General features: G+C 65.1%; 16 protein-coding genes. 14 read left to right on the plus strand and 2 right to left on the minus strand.

Going from position 1 to position 17060, the window contains the following annotated elements:
• The first annotated feature begins 68 nt into the window (after positions 1-68).
• From CXY91_RS18885 to CXY91_RS18910, 6 genes are all read left to right on the plus strand, one after another.
• On the plus strand, positions 69-1145 hold the full coding sequence (locus CXY91_RS18885; RefSeq protein WP_282569387.1) for an ABC transporter ATP-binding protein: 1077 nt from the start codon (positions 69-71) through the stop codon (positions 1143-1145).
• 23 nt (positions 1146-1168) lie between these two features.
• Positions 1169-2500 carry an extracellular solute-binding protein gene (locus tag CXY91_RS18890; RefSeq protein WP_067255059.1) on the plus strand — a complete coding sequence of 444 codons (1332 nt, stop codon included), beginning with the start codon at positions 1169-1171 and terminating at the stop codon, positions 2498-2500.
• Positions 2501-2567: 67 nt separating this feature from the next.
• Entirely contained in the window at positions 2568-3494 is a 927-nt protein-coding gene (locus tag CXY91_RS18895) for a carbohydrate ABC transporter permease (protein ID WP_100962785.1), read from the plus strand.
• Positions 3491-4378 (plus strand): carbohydrate ABC transporter permease, encoded by an 888-nt coding sequence (locus CXY91_RS18900; protein ID WP_067255066.1) that lies wholly within the window; start codon positions 3491-3493, stop codon positions 4376-4378. The genes CXY91_RS18895 and CXY91_RS18900 overlap by 4 nt, the downstream gene beginning before the upstream one ends.
• A 2-nt stretch (positions 4379-4380) precedes the next feature.
• Positions 4381-5118, plus strand: a complete 738-nt coding sequence (locus CXY91_RS18905) for a cytochrome b561 domain-containing protein (RefSeq protein ID WP_100962786.1) — start codon at positions 4381-4383, stop codon at positions 5116-5118.
• Positions 5115-6047, plus strand: coding sequence for an SMP-30/gluconolactonase/LRE family protein (locus CXY91_RS18910; RefSeq protein ID WP_100962787.1), 933 nt, complete (start codon positions 5115-5117; stop codon positions 6045-6047). Before CXY91_RS18905 ends, CXY91_RS18910 begins: the two co-directional genes overlap by 4 nt.
• 441 nt (positions 6048-6488) lie before the next feature.
• On the opposite strand, the gene CXY91_RS18915 is transcribed toward CXY91_RS18910, so the two are convergent.
• A complete protein-coding gene (locus CXY91_RS18915) occupies positions 6489-7568 on the minus strand; it encodes a DUF3644 domain-containing protein (protein ID WP_100962788.1) in 1080 nt (359 codons plus the stop codon).
• Between the two features lie 257 nt (positions 7569-7825).
• Here CXY91_RS18915 and CXY91_RS18920 point away from each other — a divergent pair, with 257 nt between their 5' ends.
• From CXY91_RS18920 to CXY91_RS18955, 8 genes are all read left to right on the plus strand, one after another.
• Positions 7826-8284, plus strand: coding sequence for a hypothetical protein (locus CXY91_RS18920; RefSeq protein ID WP_100962789.1), 459 nt, complete (start codon positions 7826-7828; stop codon positions 8282-8284).
• A 13-nt stretch (positions 8285-8297) separates the two neighbouring features.
• Positions 8298-9704, plus strand: coding sequence for an exonuclease domain-containing protein (locus tag CXY91_RS18925; protein WP_100962790.1), 1407 nt, complete (start codon positions 8298-8300; stop codon positions 9702-9704).
• Between the two features lie 120 nt (positions 9705-9824).
• The gene (locus tag CXY91_RS18930; protein WP_100962791.1) at positions 9825-10826 is read left to right on the plus strand and encodes a hypothetical protein; all 1002 of its coding nucleotides are present in this window, start codon (positions 9825-9827) and stop codon (positions 10824-10826) included.
• A 119-nt stretch (positions 10827-10945) separates the two neighbouring features.
• Positions 10946-11944: a hypothetical protein gene (locus tag CXY91_RS18935; protein ID WP_100962792.1), complete on the plus strand. Its 999-nt coding sequence runs from the start codon at positions 10946-10948 to the stop codon at positions 11942-11944.
• 126 nt (positions 11945-12070) lie between these two features.
• Positions 12071-13012 (plus strand): hypothetical protein, encoded by a 942-nt coding sequence (locus tag CXY91_RS18940; RefSeq protein WP_100962793.1) that lies wholly within the window; start codon positions 12071-12073, stop codon positions 13010-13012.
• A gap of 121 nt (positions 13013-13133) precedes the next feature.
• Positions 13134-14072, plus strand: coding sequence for a hypothetical protein (locus CXY91_RS18945; RefSeq protein ID WP_100962794.1), 939 nt, complete (start codon positions 13134-13136; stop codon positions 14070-14072).
• Positions 14073-14248: 176 nt separating this feature from the next.
• Positions 14249-15313, plus strand: a complete 1065-nt coding sequence (locus CXY91_RS18950) for an AAA family ATPase (protein WP_100962795.1) — start codon at positions 14249-14251, stop codon at positions 15311-15313.
• A gap of 43 nt (positions 15314-15356) precedes the next feature.
• On the plus strand, positions 15357-16220 hold the full coding sequence (locus CXY91_RS18955) for a hypothetical protein (protein ID WP_100962796.1): 864 nt from the start codon (positions 15357-15359) through the stop codon (positions 16218-16220).
• A gap of 70 nt (positions 16221-16290) precedes the next feature.
• On the opposite strand, the gene CXY91_RS18960 is transcribed toward CXY91_RS18955, so the two are convergent.
• On the minus strand, positions 16291-17060 hold a 770-nt coding region (locus CXY91_RS18960; protein ID WP_158673492.1), incomplete at its 5' end, for a tyrosine-type recombinase/integrase.

A 17060-nucleotide genomic window follows, 5' to 3' on the forward strand; every position in this document is an offset into this window, starting at 1 on the left:
AAGCCGGATTAACTTCGGGCGCTCGGTGCGACATCCTGCTGGCAACAAAAAACAAGATGGGTGGAAATGTGCCTGAGATCGTCTTTGCGGGCGTCGAGAAGCGTTTTGGAGAGGTCCGGGTTCTCAAGCCGCTGGACCTGACCTTACCGGACGGCGAATTCACGGTCCTGGTCGGCCCGTCGGGCTGTGGCAAGTCGACGACCTTGCGAATCCTGGCCGGTCTCGAAACCCTCACCAAGGGCGAGATTTATTTCGACGGGACGCCGGTTAGCCGACGCGACCCTAAGGACCGGGACATCGCGATGGTGTTCCAGGACTATGCCCTCTACCCGCACATGAACATCGCGCGGAACATGTCCTTCGCGTTGCGCCTGCAGCGCCGTCCCAAGGCGGAAATCGCCGCCAAGGTGCGCAGGGTCGCCGAGATGCTGAACATCGCGCATCTGCTCGACCGCAAGCCGGCGGAGCTGTCCGGGGGGCAGCGCCAGCGTGTGGCGATGGGCCGGGCCCTGGTGCGGGACGCCTCGACCTTCCTGTTCGACGAGCCCCTGTCCAATCTCGACGCCAAGCTGCGTGCGAGAATGCGCACGGAACTGGCCGAGCTGCGCCAGCGCATCGCCAAGAATATGGTCTACGTCACCCATGACCAGGTCGAGGCCATGACGCTGGGCGACCGGATCGTGGTGATGAACGAGGGGGTGATCCAGCAGCAGGGAACGCCACGAGAGCTGTTTGAGAACCCTATCAACCAGTTCGTGGCCGGCTTCATCGGTTCTCCGACGATGAATTTCCTGCCCGGCAACATCGTCTCCAGCGGAGATGCGCTATCGGTGAAGGGCGAGGATTTCGAGCTCGCGCTGCCGCAACGACCGGGCGGATGGCCCGTCCGGGCCGAGCCCGTCTTGGTCGGCATCCGCCCCACCGCGATCGAGCTTGCGCCGCGTTCCGGCAGCGCGCTGCGCCTGAGCGTGATCCTCTCGGAATATCTCGGGGCCAGCGCCGTCATCGCGGCGCGCTGCGGTGACACGCGCATTCTCATCGAGACGCCCAGCGTCGCGTTGCACCGCCCCGGCGATGCGATCACGGCCTCGGTCGCGCCCGAGCACATCATGATCTTCGCAGCAAAGAGCGGACAACGGCTCTAACGAGACCAACGAGGGGAGGACTTATGTTCAAGGTTTTCACAAGCGTGGCGCTGGCCGCGATGGTTCTGGCGGGAGGGGGCGGAAGCGCCCAGGCCGGGCCCTACGACGCACACAAGGGCAAAACGCTCGTCGTCAATTTTCCAGCTCACCCGCACTATGACGCCGTGGTCAAGGTGCTGCCGGAATTCACCCGCCAGACCGGCATCAAGGTCGAGGTCGACCAGCTCGAATATCTCAAGATGCGGGAGAAGCAGACTCTGGAGCTGACGAAGGCCAGGGGCGACTACGATCTCATCGGCTATGTCGTCTTTTCGAAGGCCGACTATGTCTTCGCCGACCAGCTCGAAAACCTCGCACGGTTCTTCATGAACCCGCTGCTGTCGGACCCCGCCTACGACGCTGCCGACATCATCCCCGGCTATCTGCAAAACATCGGCGTGGCCGGCGGCGAAAAGGGCTATTTGCCCGGTCCGACGGGCTCGCTATTCGGCATCCCCTTCGGAGCGGAGACCTCGATCCTCGGTTATCGCAAGGATATCTTCGAGAAGCATGGGCTGAAGGTTCCCGAGACCTATGACGAGATGCTCGACCTCGCCTGCCGGATCCCAAAGCTTGAGCCCGGCATGGGTGGCTTGGCCTCGCGCGCCGCGTCCGGCCAGCACGCGGCCCATGCGTTTCTGCTTCACCTGGCTCCGCTGGGCGGGCGCGTCTTCGACGGTCAGTGGAACCCGATCATCAACAACGAGGCCGGGGTCAAGGCTGCCCAGGCGCTGAAGACCATCGTCGATTGCGGCCCTGAAGGCGCCAAGACCTTCGGCTTTGCCGAGGCCGGCACAGCCTTCCTCCAAGGCAAGACGGCAATGTTCCTCGATTCCACGGTTTTTGCCGGACAGGTGGACGATCCCACCAAGTCCAGGATCGCCGGCAAGGTCGGCTGGGCCATCCATCCCAAGGGCGTACGTTACGGCTCCCAGACCGGCGGCTTCGGCGTCGCGATCCCGCGCAATGCCAAAAACAAGGAGGCTGCCTTTCTGCTGATGCAATGGCTGACATCGAAGAAGGCAGACAAGCTGATTGCCCTGCAGGGTGGCAATCCAATCCGCTTCTCGACGCATGCCGATGCCGACGTCAACGCCAAGTACCCCTACATGAAGACCTTCGGTGAGGCTCTGAAGCAGGCCGATCCGGACTGGCGCCCGATCATCCCGCCCTGGGGTAAGATCAACAATGACCTCGGCACGACGGTCTCGAAGATCCTGACCGAGAACGCCGACATCAAGCAGTCGCTCGACGGTCTCGCCGGCCGGATCAAGACGACGATGAAGGAAGCCGGCTACGAGACCTTCAAGCCCTGACGTCGCGCACCGGGCGGCGGCTCTGCCGCCGCCCGATCCCACGCCGTCGAAGCAGGCCGCTACCGACATGCAAGCTGCAAACGCCTCCCGCCTGACGCCCTACCTCTTTCTGGCCCCGAGCCTGGCCGTGCTCGGCGTGGCGCTGCTCTATCCCGTCGGCTACATGGTCTACGCCAGCTTTCTCGATTGGAACCCGAGCCAGCGGATCTCGCAGGCCGATTGGGTCGGGTGGCGCAACTATCTGTTTCTGCTCAACGATCCCAGCTTTCGCGAGTCGCTGTTCGTCACGCTGAAATTCGCCGCCGTTGTCGTGACCTGCGAAATGATCCTGGGCGTGGGTCTCGCGCTGCTTCTGGATCGCCCTTTGCGCGGCATGACGCTGCTGCGCACGCTGTTCATCCTGCCGATGATGATCGCCCCGATCGTCGTCGGGTTGATGTGGCGCTACCTCTATCACCCCACCGTCGGGCCACTGAACCGCATCTTGACGGCGCTCGGGTTCGATCCCGTGCCGTGGCTGTCCGATTCCAGCTGGGCGCTGGTTTCCATCATCCTGGCCGACATCTGGCAGTGGACGCCGTTCATCTTCATCCTGTCGCTGGCGGCGCTGCAGTCGCTGCCGAAATCGGCCATGGAAGCGGCCCGCATCGACGGCGCCAGCGGGTGGCAGCAGATCTGGCACATCAAGCTGCCGCTGATGCTGCCGGTGCTGATCGTCACCGGCCTGCTCAGGCTGATCGATGCCTTCAAGGTGCTGGAGGTCGTGCTGGTCCTGACCAATGGCGGGCCGGGCCTCTCGACCGAGATCATGTCCTTGCGGATCGCCCGGACCGCATCCGAGTTCCGCGAACTGGGCAAAGCCGCGGCGATGTCGAACCTGCTGCTCATCGTGCTGATGGCGCTGACGCTGGCCATGTTCGTCTACGGCATCCTCACCGAAAAACGCGCGGCCCGGCTGCGCGCCGCCGCCGAGGCAGAGGCCGCTTCACCATGACCACAGCCACCGACCGTCGCCAGAACTCCGGCTTCTACGTCATGCTGGTCCTGCTCGTCTTGATGTCGGTCGGGCCGATCGTGCTGATGCTGATCACCTCCCTGCGTCTGAATGTCGACATCATGAGCGACAATTCGAGCCTTCTGTTCGTGCCGACCCTGCGCAACTACGAGCAGGTGCTCTGCGATCTGCTCTGGTATGAGCCGAAAGACATCGCCCGCTGCGACCCGACCTTCGGCCGGGCGCTGTCGAACTCGCTGTTCATCGCCAGCATCGCGACGGTCGTGACGCTCGTGCTCGGCTGTATGGCGGCTTACGCCATCGTGCGTTTCCGCTTCGTCGGCCGCAGCGGCCTGTCGCTGACGACGCTTTTGCTGCGCATGGTCCCGCCGGCGGTCCTGTTGGTCCCAGTGTTCGGCATCTGGACGTTCCAGTTCTGCATCGGCGACCAGTGCGCGGCCGGGACGCATTGGGGCATCATCCTCGTCTATGTCGCGATGAACCTGCCCTTCGTGATCTGGATCCTGCAAAGCTTCATCGTTCAGGTCCCGATCCAGCTGGAAGAAGCCGCACGGATCGATGGGGCCGGGCCGTTCCGCACATTTTTCCTGATCGTGCTGCCGCTGATCAAGCCGGGGCTGGCCGCTGCCGCGATCTTCACCTTCCGCATCGCCTGGAACGAGTTCCTCCTGGCCAATGCGCTGGCCGACCGGAAGACGCGCACCGTGCCGGTGACGATCGTCAACTCGCTGACCGAGTACAACATCGACTGGGGGGTGATCATGGCAACCGGCATGCTGCTGGCCATTCCGCCGATCCTGTTCACACTTCTCGCCTCGCGTCAGATCATCACCGGCATGACCGCCGGCGCCGTCAAGGGCTGACGATGCTCGACTGGCTGCTCGCCCCGATCGACGCGCTGCGGCCTCACGAGATTCAAGGCGCCGCGGCTTGGCACGCCCGGCTGATGATATTGGCCTGGGGCGGGCTGGTGCCTTGCGGGATTCTGGCGGCGCGCTTCCTCAAGCTTTGGCCGGGCCAGAACTGGCCGCAGGAACTCGACCATCCCGGCTGGTGGCATCTTCATCGCGGCCTGCACTATCTCACCGGAGCGCTCACGCTGATCGCCCTCGGCCTGATCCTGCTGCCTGGCGGCAGCAGCGGAGCGGCAACGACACACCGCCTGTTCGGCTGGAGCGTCGCCGGGCTCGCGGCGCTGCAATTCGCCAGCGCCTGGCTGCGCGGCAGCAAGGGCGGCCCGTCAGAGGGAGCGTCCGACGGCGGGACGCATGGCGATCACTACGATATGTCGCCGCGCCGGAGGGCGTTCGAGTACATTCACAAGTTCGGAGGCTATCTCGCGCTGTTTGGCGCTTGTGGCGCAATCGCCAGCGGTCTCTGGCATGCCAATGCGCCACACTGGATGTGGCTCTTGATTGGAGCCTGGTGGCTGACCTGCCTCGTGCTGTTCGGGTGGCTGCAGCGGCTCGGCCTGGCCTTCGACACCTACCAGGCCCATTGGGGCAGCGATCTCGTCCATCCCGGCAACCGGCGCCCGCCGATCGGCTTCGGCATACGCCGGCGCCCCGCAGCCAGCGCCGCGAATAAGGCCCCGTCACGATGAGTTCTTATGAGATTCTCGATGATCGCTTCGCGTCGCTGATCATCGGACATGCCCGGCTGGAACACCTCTGGTCCGGCGCGCGCTGGAGCGAAGGGCCCGTCTATGTGCCGTCCGCGAGGCATCTGATCTGGTCGGACATTCCCAACGACCGGCTGCTGCGCTTCAACGAGGACAATGGCGAAGTCAGCGTGTTCGAGGCGAAGGTCGGCTTCCACAACGGCCATGCGCTAGATCATCAGGGCCGTCTGATCGCCTGCGAGCACGGCCGGCGCTGCATCTCGCGACTCGACCATGATGGCCGTTGGCGCGTCCTCGCCGACAGGATCGATGGCAAGCGGTTCAATTCGCCCAACGACGTCGTCGTCAGGTCAGATAGCAGCATCTGGTTCACTGATCCGACCTATGGGATCGACAGCGCCTATGAAGGATTCCATGCGGCGAGCGAGATCGGCGGATCGCATGTCTATCGCTGTGATCCCTCGACCGGCGCCGTGAACACCGTGGCCACAGACCGAATCCAGCCCAATGGTCTGGCGTTTTCGGCTGACGAGACGATGCTCTATGTCTCGGAGACGGGGGCGACTCACGTGAAGGGGACGCCGGCTGCGATTCATGCCTATCGCCTGACCGACGACAGTGCCTCGCTGCGCCCCATGGGGCCGCTGCTCACCTGCACCGTGGGCCTGATCGACGGATTTCGCCTGGATCGGCGTGGCAATATCTGGACCTCAAGTGCCGATGCGGTCCTTTGTCATGCGCCGGATGGCACACTGATCGGTCGCATCCCGGTCCCCGAGCTCGTGGGCAATCTCTGCTTCGGTGGGCCCTCCCTCAACCGCCTCTACATCACGGCCCAAACCTCTCTCTATGCGGTCTATCTCAACACGCATGCTGCCGGGTTCGCCTTTGGCGACGGCTGCGGTGCCTGAGACGCTCAGGTGTGGCCTATCAGGGGCAATTTGGTTTCAGTTCTACGATGGACCTCGTCAGTGTCGCCCAATTGAAGTCCGGCGCTTGTGATCACCGCCATGCACATCACGATCGGGCGCTTCCACGACCATACGACACATTGCCTGAGAACCCATTTTGCTGACGCAGGCGATCGAGCCGCTCCTTAAGGCGCATGCCGCGCAAGTGCGCCCCATCAGAAGTTTCTTCGAGGCGCGCCAGACTTATTGGAAAAAGTTAGGCCATCAACGGGGAGCTTGCCTCGCCCTAGCCACCGGACCGGCTAGACTGCCCGAAACCGGACGTTGCCAGAGTCAGCAATGGGCCATGACCGGAACCACCAGCATCGGCAGACAGTCGAAATCACGGACGCCAGTCGACCGAGCCGGCCGATCTACCGACCGACATTGATGTGCATGACATTAGGCATTTATGGCAACCTTCGGAGCGTTCCGGTTCGAGTATGCGTCGTGGACTGCCGGGTCTTCCAGAATCTCTCGGAGCTTCTTCAGACAGGGACCGCTGTATCGTTTGTGGGCCATCGCGCCCACCTTGATGACTTTGTGGTGATCGGGATCGGCGGCGAGGTTCGCACGGTCCATGACCCAGAGCATCTTGTGTTGGGTCAGCTTGAGCTTCCTCGCCATGTCGCGGGCACCTAGGTTGTAATAGTCGAGCTCATTGACCTTCTTCACGGCCACGACCGTGGCGTTAGGGTCACCTTCTTGGACAAGTTGGACGGACTCGCCCTGGTTCTTCGTGATCCGGATCGTCAGCCCGGGGCCGCTGGCCTCCTCGTGGATCGTGAGTGTCGAGACGCCAGGGAAGATCACGCGCCAATCGTCGCCGGCGTTGATCCGCTTCACGACCTTGTCGAGCTCCGCTTCCGTCGGCTGGCTTCGCCGGCCATCGAGTGACGCCTGGAGGATTGCGAGTGAGCGCAGCTTTGCCTTGGCGTCAAGTCGCTTGCGTGACCCCGGGGCGACCATCTTCTTGATGTCTTCGAACTCAACGTCGAACAGCACGCTGAGGTCGGAGGGCGGCTTCGCGCAGACCGGCAGGATGCGATTGGGGATCTCGTCTCGGAGCGGCTTCTTCAGGACCTCCAGCACCAGGCGCGTGAACAGTGTCACGGCACTCTGTGCATGGACATATAGCAGGTCCTCGCAAACCTCGATCATGTGGTGCTGAGCGGCGTCCCGGAGCGTGTTCAGCGCCTGCAGGGCTAGAACCTCTTCCTCGCTGAGGCATTTGAGCTTCGCGTCCGAGAAGCATTTGCGGAGGCACACGTCGAACCCGATGGTCGTGCCTTCCTTCGCTTTCTCGCGGATGTTGCCGCCCTTGTGAACGATGATCGCTTTGAGGAGGAGCTCGAACGCCCGGTCGAGCATGATCAGGACCGCTTCCGTCCTACCCCGGTCCCAAGCGCGGTTGAAGTGGTCTACGGCGATGACAAGGGAATCGACGGCTTTGCTGTGCAGCGTTCTGGCCTCCTTTTTCATTCCGCCCTCCCGATTTCGATATCCACAGTGTTAAACAGAGGGTCGCAGACGCCGCCACCGATGAAGCCGGACCAAATCCATGAGCTACTCCGCGACGACGACTAATCGCCGCTGAGGGCCAGATTTTCGCATTGGTCGGCAACAAGGCGACCATGCTGAGCTAGAAGGCAAGCAAGCTTCGGAACCCGTTTCAGGGAACCCCCGCGAACCCTGGCAGACAAGCCGTCCGGGTCATGTGAACCCGCACGGAAAAACGAATGACTAATGGAATCGAAGCGGAGAATACCGCCCAGGACAAGTCGCGCCCGACCGCCGCGCATCTGTCGCGCTACCAACGCGGCTATCAAACGACGACCGATCAGCCGGAGCGGTTCTTTTGGCTGTGGCAGGAGGCCCTGGCACATGCGCTCCTGCTCGAGCAGCAGCCGGAGCGGTCGTTTCCTGAGCATGGCAACCTGACGGCCCTGCAGATGGCGGAGGGCGCCCGTGCCCATGCGCGCTTCTACGCTTTCATGCTGGCTGAAGCACCGGCGCGCGAAACCGAGCACTTCGAGCGCAAAATCATGGTCTACGAGGCCATGGCCTTCGACGAGGAGGAGATTCGCCGGACGCGCACCGCGGTGATGGTCGAGGCTGCAATGCAGCAGGATGCGCGTGAGCTTGGCATCACCCTGAGCAAGGCGCCGATGCCGCCCGGCTCGCCGAGCCGGCACTGAGGACCTGGAGCCGATGTCCTTCGTAATCTACGATCTCGAGACGAGCGGTCTCGAACCGCAATGGAACGTGCCCTTGCAGGCGGCCCTGATCCATGCCGATGAGAACCTCGCGCCGCTGGGCGAGCTCTCGCTCCGCTGCCGGCTGCCGGCCCATATCGTGCCGTCGCCCGGCGCGCTCCTGACGACCGGCATCCGGCCCGAACAGCTCGAACAGGCGCCGCTGTCATCGACGGAGATGTTGAACGTCATCGCGAAGGCCCTGGCGTCGTGGGCGCCCGCAACCGTGGTCGGCTACAACGCCCTCCGGTTCGACGAGGAAATACTCAGGCAGGCTTACTTCACCCATCTCCTGCCGCCCTATGCGACGCAGTTGAATGGCAATCGGCGCGCCGACCTGCTGACAATGGTCAGGGCGGTGGCGATGCTGGAGCCTTCCGCTCTGACCATACCGCTTGGCGCGACGGGCAAGCCGAGCTTCAAGCTCGGCGATATCTGTCGCGCCAACGGTGTCGCGCTCTCCGAAGACGAAGCGCATGACGCGCTTGCCGACACCAAGGCGACGCTAGCTATATTCCAGCGCCTGCGCGAGGTCGCCCCATTAACCGTGGCGACCATGCTCGGCCTCGCCGACAAGGCCATGCCAAACCGGATGCTTGCCGGCGGCGAGGTCCTTCTGCTCGGCGGCGCCTCCCGTCTGACGCCGGTGGTCGGCGTGACACCGAACCCGACCGTCGCGACCTCATGGGCCGCCGTCGACCTGACGGTCGATCCGGCAAGCTATATCGACCTGCCCGCCGAGGAGATCATCGGACTGTTCTCGCAACGTGGCGTGCGTCCGATCCGGACGATCAAAACCAACGCCCAGCCGATCCTCATAGCCTTCGAGCAGGGCTACCACGCGCTGCCGGACAACCAGCGGGATCTCGCGCTCTACAACGAACGCGCCGCCCGTGTCAGGGGGCATGCCGGCTTCAGGGCGAACCTCGCGACGGCCCTGGCCAATCGTTTCGCCGATCGCGAGCCCTCGCCTTATCCCGAGGCGACGCTGTACGGCGGCGGCTTCGTTTCCAACGACGAGGCCCGTGCCTGCGCCCGCTGGCATGCTTCCCCATGGGAGGACCGGGCCGCGATCTCGGCCGGGTTCGGTGACGAGCGGCTGAAAGCCTTCGCCAACCGACTGGCGCTGCTGGAGGCGCCGCAAACGTTGTCGCCGGCGGGTTGGCAGAAGGGCCAGGCCTGGCTGCGCGACCGGCTGACGACGCAAGCCGACGTGCCGTGGCTGACCTTGCCGAAAGCCCTCAGTGAGGTCGCGATGCTGCGCCAGACGCTGGCCGTAGGTGATGCCGCCCGGCATGCGCATCTCGACGCGATCGAGCGCTGGCTCAGTGAGCAGAACCGGTTCTTCCAGATCGCGGCTTGAACCGAACAGCCCGGGACGAACGACGATGAGAAGGTGCCGGCGACGGCGCCTTCTTCGATTCTGGGGGGAAGGAGGTGAAGCGCAGCTGAAGGAGCTGTGACCCACAGGACTCAAACGACCATGACGAACAACGACCAGGACCGGGATCTCGCGCCTCTGGCGACTGATGACGAAAGCCGCGGTAACCGGCCACTCGGGCCGATCCACGACCCGCTCGACGAGGCGACCCGCAGCATCGGCAACGATCCCTCGCTCGCCGAGTTGATCGCGGTGCGCGACCACGCGCCCGATCTCAAAATCGTCGCGCGCGAGGCGAAGCGCTGCAACGACGAGGCACAGCGACTGCCTCTCGGTCTCGATCAGACCTACGAGGACCGCATGGCGCAGGTTGGCCTGCAGATCGTCGGTTTGAGCTGCGCGGCCATCGTGGCGATCTGGCCGACTGGCACGATCGAAGACGCCGACGCCAAGCGAGCGCTCGCCTGGGAGACGCAGCCACAATACGAAGACACCGACTTCGCGGTCGCGCCGATGCTCTCCTTCGAGGACGCCGCTCGCATCAGGCTACACCGCGCCGCCTTCGATGTCGGCGCGCTCGTCGTGCCTCCGGGCCCTACCGCACCGGAGCCCTCCGACCGGGGTCTCGCGACCTGGCCGCTGTCGCGGTTCGATCTCGCCGACGCAGTGCCGCTGGCCGGCGGCGCGGCCACCCTGGACGCCCGCGGCATCGCCCGATGGGGCGCCTTCGTCGCGGCCTATCCAGACCTCACCACGCTGGTCGACCGCTTCAGCGCGATGATCGCGATCGCCGATCGCCTCACCGTGATCGCCCATCGCAACGAACCTGACAGCGCTCTGATGCGTCGGGCTGCGGAGGGCGCTCGCATTCTCGCCTACCTCGCCGCGGCTCGGGCCGCGATCTGGCCCGGGATGCTTCACTCTGCGGACGCGCAAGCCAAGCTCAGGCTCGTCGCGCTGATCAACGACCGCGCCTGCCGACATGATCCTTTCCACATGCAGGCCGCCGTCCGGCATCTGGTCAGCGAAGCGAACTTCATCGCCAGGCGATTCCGGTTCAGCGCGACGCTCGAGCTCGATCCGGCGTGGATCCCGATCGTTTAGCGGGATCGCCGGAGAGACAGGGTATGGCGATGGCGCCTCCATGGGGGCGCCATCTGGGATTCCAGGATCGGAGGGGAGAGTGCGGCCAGATGGTCGCGACCCACATGAGAGAGTTGACCATGAACAAAAATGACCAGGGCGGGCGCTCGCTTGCCCCGCGCACCGGTGGCCCGGTAGATGAGCGCGAGGACAACGCCCTGCGCGACCCGATCGCTGTCGCAATGGAGATCACGGGGAGCGACGATCCAAGCGTCACCGAACTCGCGGCCTTTCGCCGCCAGCCGATCGACCTGAAGAGCGCTGCGCGGACCGCCAAAAGCCTGCAGAGCGAGGAGTTCCGGATCTCGCTCTTCGACGAGATCGAGCACGACATCGCGGAGGGTGTCTGCGCAGGCCTGCAGATCATGAGCCTGAGCCTGGTCGCGCTGACCGCGATCTGGCCTGCGGATCATCTCGATAGCGCCGAGGCCAAGCTCGCGCTGGCCGACCAGATCGGAGCGCTGCACCATCCCCACGATAAGACCTATGTCTCGACGATGGACGCGACGCTGGCGCGTCGCGTCCGCTGGAAGCGCGCGGCCTTCGCCGTTCCCGCGCTGATGCTGCCGCCGCCCCCGGCCGGTCCGCAGGGCGACCAGCGGGGGCTGTCGACCTGGCCACTCGAGCGCTGGAACCTGACCGAAGGTCTGGAGCTTCGGGGAGGCCTGCCATCCTATGCCCACACCCAGATCGCCGCCTGGGTCGGCTTCGCCAAGGCCACGCCGGAACTCGATCACCTGCTGCGTCGGGCGAAGAAGATGTTCGAGACCTGCGACCGGCTGATCGCGCTCGCCGGCCGTGGGCCTGGGAACGCGACCGAGCTGATGGAGGCCGCTGAAGGCGCGCGCATCGCCGGCTACCTGTCCGCGGCGCAGGTGATGATCTGGCCGGTTCACACTCGTGCGGCGCTCGCGACGAAGCGCGAGATCGTCGCCCTGATCAATCTGCGCGGCGAGCTCGGCGATCCCGTGAACATGCAAGGCGCGGTCAGGCACGTCACGGCGGATGCTGCCTGGGTCAAGTCGTTGCCGGCGGACGCGCGTGACGACCTGGTCTTCGACTTCAACGACCTCGTCTGACAGCCGAGCAGCACACGCAACGACAAGCAAGGGAGCGCCGACACCGGCGCTCCCTTTTCGATTTCAGAAGAAGCGGGGAAGCGACTGCCGAGAGCAGATCACCCCACAGGACTCGAAAGCAAGACCATGAACACCAAGACCCGCTGCGACGAACTGCTCAGCACCATCGCCATCGACGCGACGCTGCATCACGTCGTCGACGACCTCACCGGGCTGGAGCGCCTCGTTCCCGAGGCGCCGTCCGAGATCGAGAGCCTGGCGCTCTTCCGCAACCAGCTTCCCGCGCTGCTGGAGATCAAGGGCCGCGGCCAGGCTCATACCGAGCAGGTCCGCCGCATCATCGGGCTCATCGCCCGCGAGCCGCACCAGGTCGAGACCTGGATCGACGTCGTCAACGCGCTCACGATCATGACCAACGCGTCGAACCTGGCGCTGCTCCTGCTGCCGGCCCTCTCGGAAGACGACGCCTGGGCGCGCGAGCAGTTCGCCCGCAACCTGCTTCGCCATGTTCACCGTCATGGCGATGGCGAGGATATCGCGCTCGCGCGCCGGGCGGTCGGCGAACTGCCGCGACGCCCACAGCATCTGACGCTGCCGGAGACCGGCGACGCCGTGCGCGAGCTGATCGAGACGATGGCCCGCCGCGCGGGCGCGCTTCGGCCGGCCAGGGTCGCCAGCCCCGGCGCTCCCGGTGTTCACACCCTGGAGCAGGCAGAAAGCCTGAAGGCGTACTTCACTGCGGCGCCCGATCTCGCCGGGCTTCTCGACGGAGTTCGTCATCTGCTGAATCTGATCGATCGGCTGCGGGACGTCGCCGAGCCCAATGGCATTGCCACCGATGCGATCGAGGGCGGGCTGATCCTCGCCTATGCCCGCCTTCTGCGCGTCGCGCTGTGGCCGGCCAGTACCCAGCCAGACGTCGCTGCCAAAATCGCCGCGCGCGATCTCGTCCGCGCCCGCGATGCCGATCCAGACCGGCTCGGCGCGCTGTGGGAGATCGCCTTCGGCCAGGGCGAGACGGTTTCCGGCCAAAGCTCGCGCTTCCTCAATGTCGATGAGCGTGGCTGACAGACGCGTCGCGGTATTCCGCCGAACAGCAAAAGGCGCGTCTTCACCGACGCGCCTTTCGTCATGACGGGGGTCGGATCGCGAAGGGGCGGAAAGGCCGACCCTAAGGACTGAGCGGATCATGAGCATTCCCACTCCATCTCTGCGCGATCTCGCCTTCTCCACCTGCACGGTTGCCGTCTTCGACGAGTTCGCCGGGTTCGACGCTCTGCTGCCTGATCTGCCTGACGCACTGGAACGCCATGCCGCGCTGCTCGAGCGGCTGCCACCTCTTCTGGACTTGCACGGGCGGGCGCTGGCGCATGCGCGGCAATATCAGCGCTTCCTCGCGCTGGCGGAGGCTGATCCCTCCGCGCTCGCGGATCGCGTCAACACCGCCAATGCGCTTGCCGTTCTGGCCCATGCCGGCGAGATTGCCGTGCTCCTGATCCCGGCGGGATCGCCGGAGGACCGGTTCACCCGTGTGATGCTCTCCAACGAGCGGTCGCGGACCTATGACTCTGGCGGCGGCGTGCACGATCCCGCGCTCGTGAAACGGGCCCTGGGCGGATCGCTTGCCGATGGCAGCCACCGCTTCTCGGTCGGCGCGCGTGTTCCGCCGGAGCTGGCGGTGGCGGCCAAACGCTTCAGCGGCGCGATCCTGCCGGAACCCGGAGCCTGCTACGGCTCTGTAGCAGGCGTGTACGTCCTCGAAGACGCGCATGCGCTGGAAGCCTGGTTCGGCGCTCCGCCTGATCTGCGGGTGCTGCTGGACGAGGCCAGAGCGCTGTTCGCTTCGATAGAGGCCTGGTCGGAACCGGAGAACCAAGTGCCATCCTGGTATGGCGCCACGCGCGGGGCGCTGATCCTCGCCTACGCCAGGCTCTGCCGGATCGGGCTCTGGCCCGCGCGCCGCCACGACGACCTCGTCGTGAAGATGGAGGTTGAGCGGCTCATGTGCGAGCGAGCGGTCGATCCCGATCGCATGCGCGCGCTGGTCGAGATCGCGCTCGGCGTCGGGCGGCGCATCGCCCGGCAGGGTCCTCCCTTCGTCACGCGCCTCAGCGGTGTCGAGTTGTGAGGTCGGTCATAAGCGGTGAGACCTCCGCAGCTTCCGACGACGCCGACGCCGTCTTAGCCCAGGCGTGGTGTCACGATGAGAACGGGGCGCTTCTCAGCCATCTGCGCCGGCAACGACCCGATGGCGGGACGTTCGAACCGGAGGCAAAGCATGGCGAATACGATGGCGGATCGGACGTGCCGCAGCGCGGGCCCTCGCTCGCGATCTTCGATAAGTCAGCCCTGTTGAGGCAGCTCAGGGTTGCTAAACCCGGCAGCGACGTCTTCGACGAGACCGTGATGCCCTTCGCTGCCGCCTCCAGCGACGAGCAGACGCGGCTCGAACGGCTACGCGCACTCGCCGGCGAGGAGCCTCTGCGCCACCTCGTCGTGGCGGATGAGGATACGCCGGAACGTCTTGCGAAGCTCCGCGAGGATTGCCCGGGCTTTGTTGCCGTCATCGCCGTGATCGAGCGCGCCGTGGCGCTCTCGGCCGTGGCCAGCACGGCGATCGCCCTGCCTCCGATCCTGCTCGTCGGTCCGCCTGGGCTGGGTAAGACCCATTTCTCCCGCCGGCTCGCCGCAGCGCTCGGTGTCGAGCAGCATGCCTTCAACTGCGCCACCAATTCCGATGCGCAAGCGCTCCTGATCGGTCACCCGCCGAGCTGGCGTGGGGCGCGCATGGGCGTGCTGACAGAAGCGGTCCTCGCAGGCGACACCGCCAATCCGCTGATCCTGCTCGACGAGGTCGACAAGTTTGTCACCCACTCGACCGAGAAGCCCTACAACAGCCTTCTCGGACTGCTCGAGCCGGAGAACGCGTGCGCCCTCGTCGACGAGTATCTGCGCGTTCAGTTCGACCTGTCGCGCTGCCTGATCGTCGCGACTGCGAACGATCTCGAGGCGCTGCCAGGCTTCATTCAGGACAGGTTCCTGGTCGTCGCGATCACGCCGCCGGACGGCGCGATGTTGCGTGCGATCGCCAGCCGCATCGCCGCCGAGATCATCACGGCTCACGGTGATGCGTTCGCCTCGCCGAATGAGGCGGTCGTGGCGCAACTCGCCAGCACCAATCCGCGCGGCATCCGCCGGCTCGTTTCGTTGGCGCTTGGCTTCGCCGCGCAGGCCGGGCGGCGCCATCTCACCGTCGCCGATGTCGCCGCCGCGGGCGCAGTTATTCAGGCGGGGCGCCAGGGCACGAGGGGGCCGATCGGGTTCATCCCGCCGAAGCCAAAGGAGGAGCGGTCAGGGGAGTGGGGGTGAGAATGGGAGTGCCCCAGGGAGCCCTGCATGGAGACGAAGAACAATGACGACGATCGATCACAGCAAGAGCGCGACGGACCCGATCAAACGTGCCGTCGGGAGCCGATTGCTGCCGGAAGGAAGCGCCGGTGCGGTCACCGAATGGTACCCGACCCGGTGGCCGCGCGTCGGCGGAAAAGCAGTAGTCAAGCTGCCCGACGGTGCCTTCGTCACGCCGCGCTTTCGGGACGCCTACAAACCCGGCAAGCTCGTCTTCGTGTACTGCGCCGGATGCGGCGAGGACAACCGGATGCCCGTCGCGACCGGTCTGCTCGGCCTCGCGCGTCGCCTCAGGATGGCCGTGCACAAGGTCTCGGTCACCGCCCAGGTCAACCTGCGCGATCGCATGCGCGAGCTCAACGCCGACCGCTACGGCGCGCTCACCACCAGCACTGACGGCCATTCCTGCAGCGACCTCGGCTACGACAACTGGATGCTGCAGCACATCCTGCCGCCTAGCGCCCCGCTGAAGGGCTCGCCGGTCATCCTCGCGGAGCGCTCGCTCGCGATCCGTCTGCCGGACGACCTCTCGGTCCGCGAGTTCGATAAGCGCCTGCATCACCGCATGCGCAACGCCGCGCTCAATCCCTGGCTCGCGAGCCCAGCCGGTCAGGCGCACTGCACCCTGCTCGGCATCGCGCCGACGCAGTTCATGCGCGCGACCGGCTACGGGTTCGGCGAGGCCAAGCGTGCGAGCGCTGCGCAAGAGTTCTACTTTTTCCGCCCCAAGAGCCGCGACGCCGAGCGTCTCCTGCGCATTGTCGAAGTCATCATCCACGACCATGTCGTCAATCCGCGGCGCCGGGTCGCCGCGAGCTGGAAGTCCAGGGGACAAGGCTATGGGACCGGCTTGAGCCCGTCCATCTGACCACGTTCCAAACGGACTTGGGTCAAGGGCATCCGCACCCTCCGAGGCGGCTGATCGGGATGCCGTTGCGTCATTCGGTGCGGTCGAGAATGTCCGAATCGCGTTCGGCGTCCGCCTCCAACGGCGCGGGCGCGCGCGGTTTGAGATCGAGATCGTAGCGCGGGTAGCGATCGATGATCTTCTTCAGTTCCGCGGGGCTCGGCGCATAGTAGCCGTCGCTGGCGTCTTTCGCCGTGTTGTGACCCGTAATGGCATTACTCTGTCGTTTGACGATCCCGGCATCCTCCGCCCGCGTGATGAAGGTGTGACGCCACCCATGGTTCGGGCTGAGGCTCGGATCCAGAGTGACCTGCTCGCGAATCCATTCCGAGAGTTCGCTCGCACGCTGCTCCTGCTGGGTGCGAGTGGCGCCTGGCTTTTGGGGCACGTCGCCGCAAAACAGGTAACCTGACGGAGCCTTGGCGTGGAAGTCGAGAAGGCCCTCGTCGATCAGCGCGGGGTGAAGCGGGACGCGCCGGGCGATGTCGATCTTGGTCTTCGGGAAGTTGATCAGCCAGACATCGCCGTCCCGATAAATGTCGTCCTTCGTGACCCAACAGGTCTCCTGGATCCGGCAGCCCGTGTAGGCGCAAATCCAGGGAGCCCAGCGCCTCGATGCCGACGCGCGCGGCATCTTGGCGTTGAAGCGCGCCTGCCGCGCGGCGAGCAGGATGGCAGCGATCTCGCTGTCACGGAACCGTTTCTCGCGGGTGACCGTCTTCTTGTCCTCTGGAAGCCTGATCTTGTAGGCCGGGTTTGACGCCAGGAGCCTCCCGGCCAGAGGGCTCGTGTTTTTTTTTT

Source organism: Allobosea sp. FBZP-16, from assembly GCF_002831785.1.
Taxonomy (GTDB): domain Bacteria; phylum Pseudomonadota; class Alphaproteobacteria; order Rhizobiales; family Beijerinckiaceae; genus Allobosea; species Allobosea lupini.

What these genes read in the sequence shown, in the direction of transcription:
- CXY91_RS18890 (WP_067255059.1), top strand. Translation starts at nt 1,169, where the DNA reads ATGTTCAAGGTTTTCACAAGCGTGGCGCTGGCCGCGATGGTTCTGGCG.
- CXY91_RS18895 (WP_100962785.1), top strand. Translation starts at nt 2,568, where the DNA reads ATGCAAGCTGCAAACGCCTCCCGCCTGACGCCCTACCTCTTTCTGGCC.
- CXY91_RS18900 (WP_067255066.1), top strand. Translation starts at nt 3,491, where the DNA reads ATGACCACAGCCACCGACCGTCGCCAGAACTCCGGCTTCTACGTCATG.
- CXY91_RS18905 (WP_100962786.1), top strand. Translation starts at nt 4,381, where the DNA reads ATGCTCGACTGGCTGCTCGCCCCGATCGACGCGCTGCGGCCTCACGAG.
- CXY91_RS18910 (WP_100962787.1), top strand. Translation starts at nt 5,115, where the DNA reads ATGAGTTCTTATGAGATTCTCGATGATCGCTTCGCGTCGCTGATCATC.
- CXY91_RS18915 (WP_100962788.1), bottom strand. Translation starts at nt 7,568, where the DNA reads ATGAAAAAGGAGGCCAGAACGCTGCACAGCAAAGCCGTCGATTCCCTT.
- CXY91_RS18920 (WP_100962789.1), top strand. Translation starts at nt 7,826, where the DNA reads ATGACTAATGGAATCGAAGCGGAGAATACCGCCCAGGACAAGTCGCGC.
- CXY91_RS18925 (WP_100962790.1), top strand. Translation starts at nt 8,298, where the DNA reads ATGTCCTTCGTAATCTACGATCTCGAGACGAGCGGTCTCGAACCGCAA.
- CXY91_RS18930 (WP_100962791.1), top strand. Translation starts at nt 9,825, where the DNA reads ATGACGAACAACGACCAGGACCGGGATCTCGCGCCTCTGGCGACTGAT.
- CXY91_RS18935 (WP_100962792.1), top strand. Translation starts at nt 10,946, where the DNA reads ATGAACAAAAATGACCAGGGCGGGCGCTCGCTTGCCCCGCGCACCGGT.
- CXY91_RS18940 (WP_100962793.1), top strand. Translation starts at nt 12,071, where the DNA reads ATGAACACCAAGACCCGCTGCGACGAACTGCTCAGCACCATCGCCATC.
- CXY91_RS18945 (WP_100962794.1), top strand. Translation starts at nt 13,134, where the DNA reads ATGAGCATTCCCACTCCATCTCTGCGCGATCTCGCCTTCTCCACCTGC.
- CXY91_RS18955 (WP_100962796.1), top strand. Translation starts at nt 15,357, where the DNA reads ATGACGACGATCGATCACAGCAAGAGCGCGACGGACCCGATCAAACGT.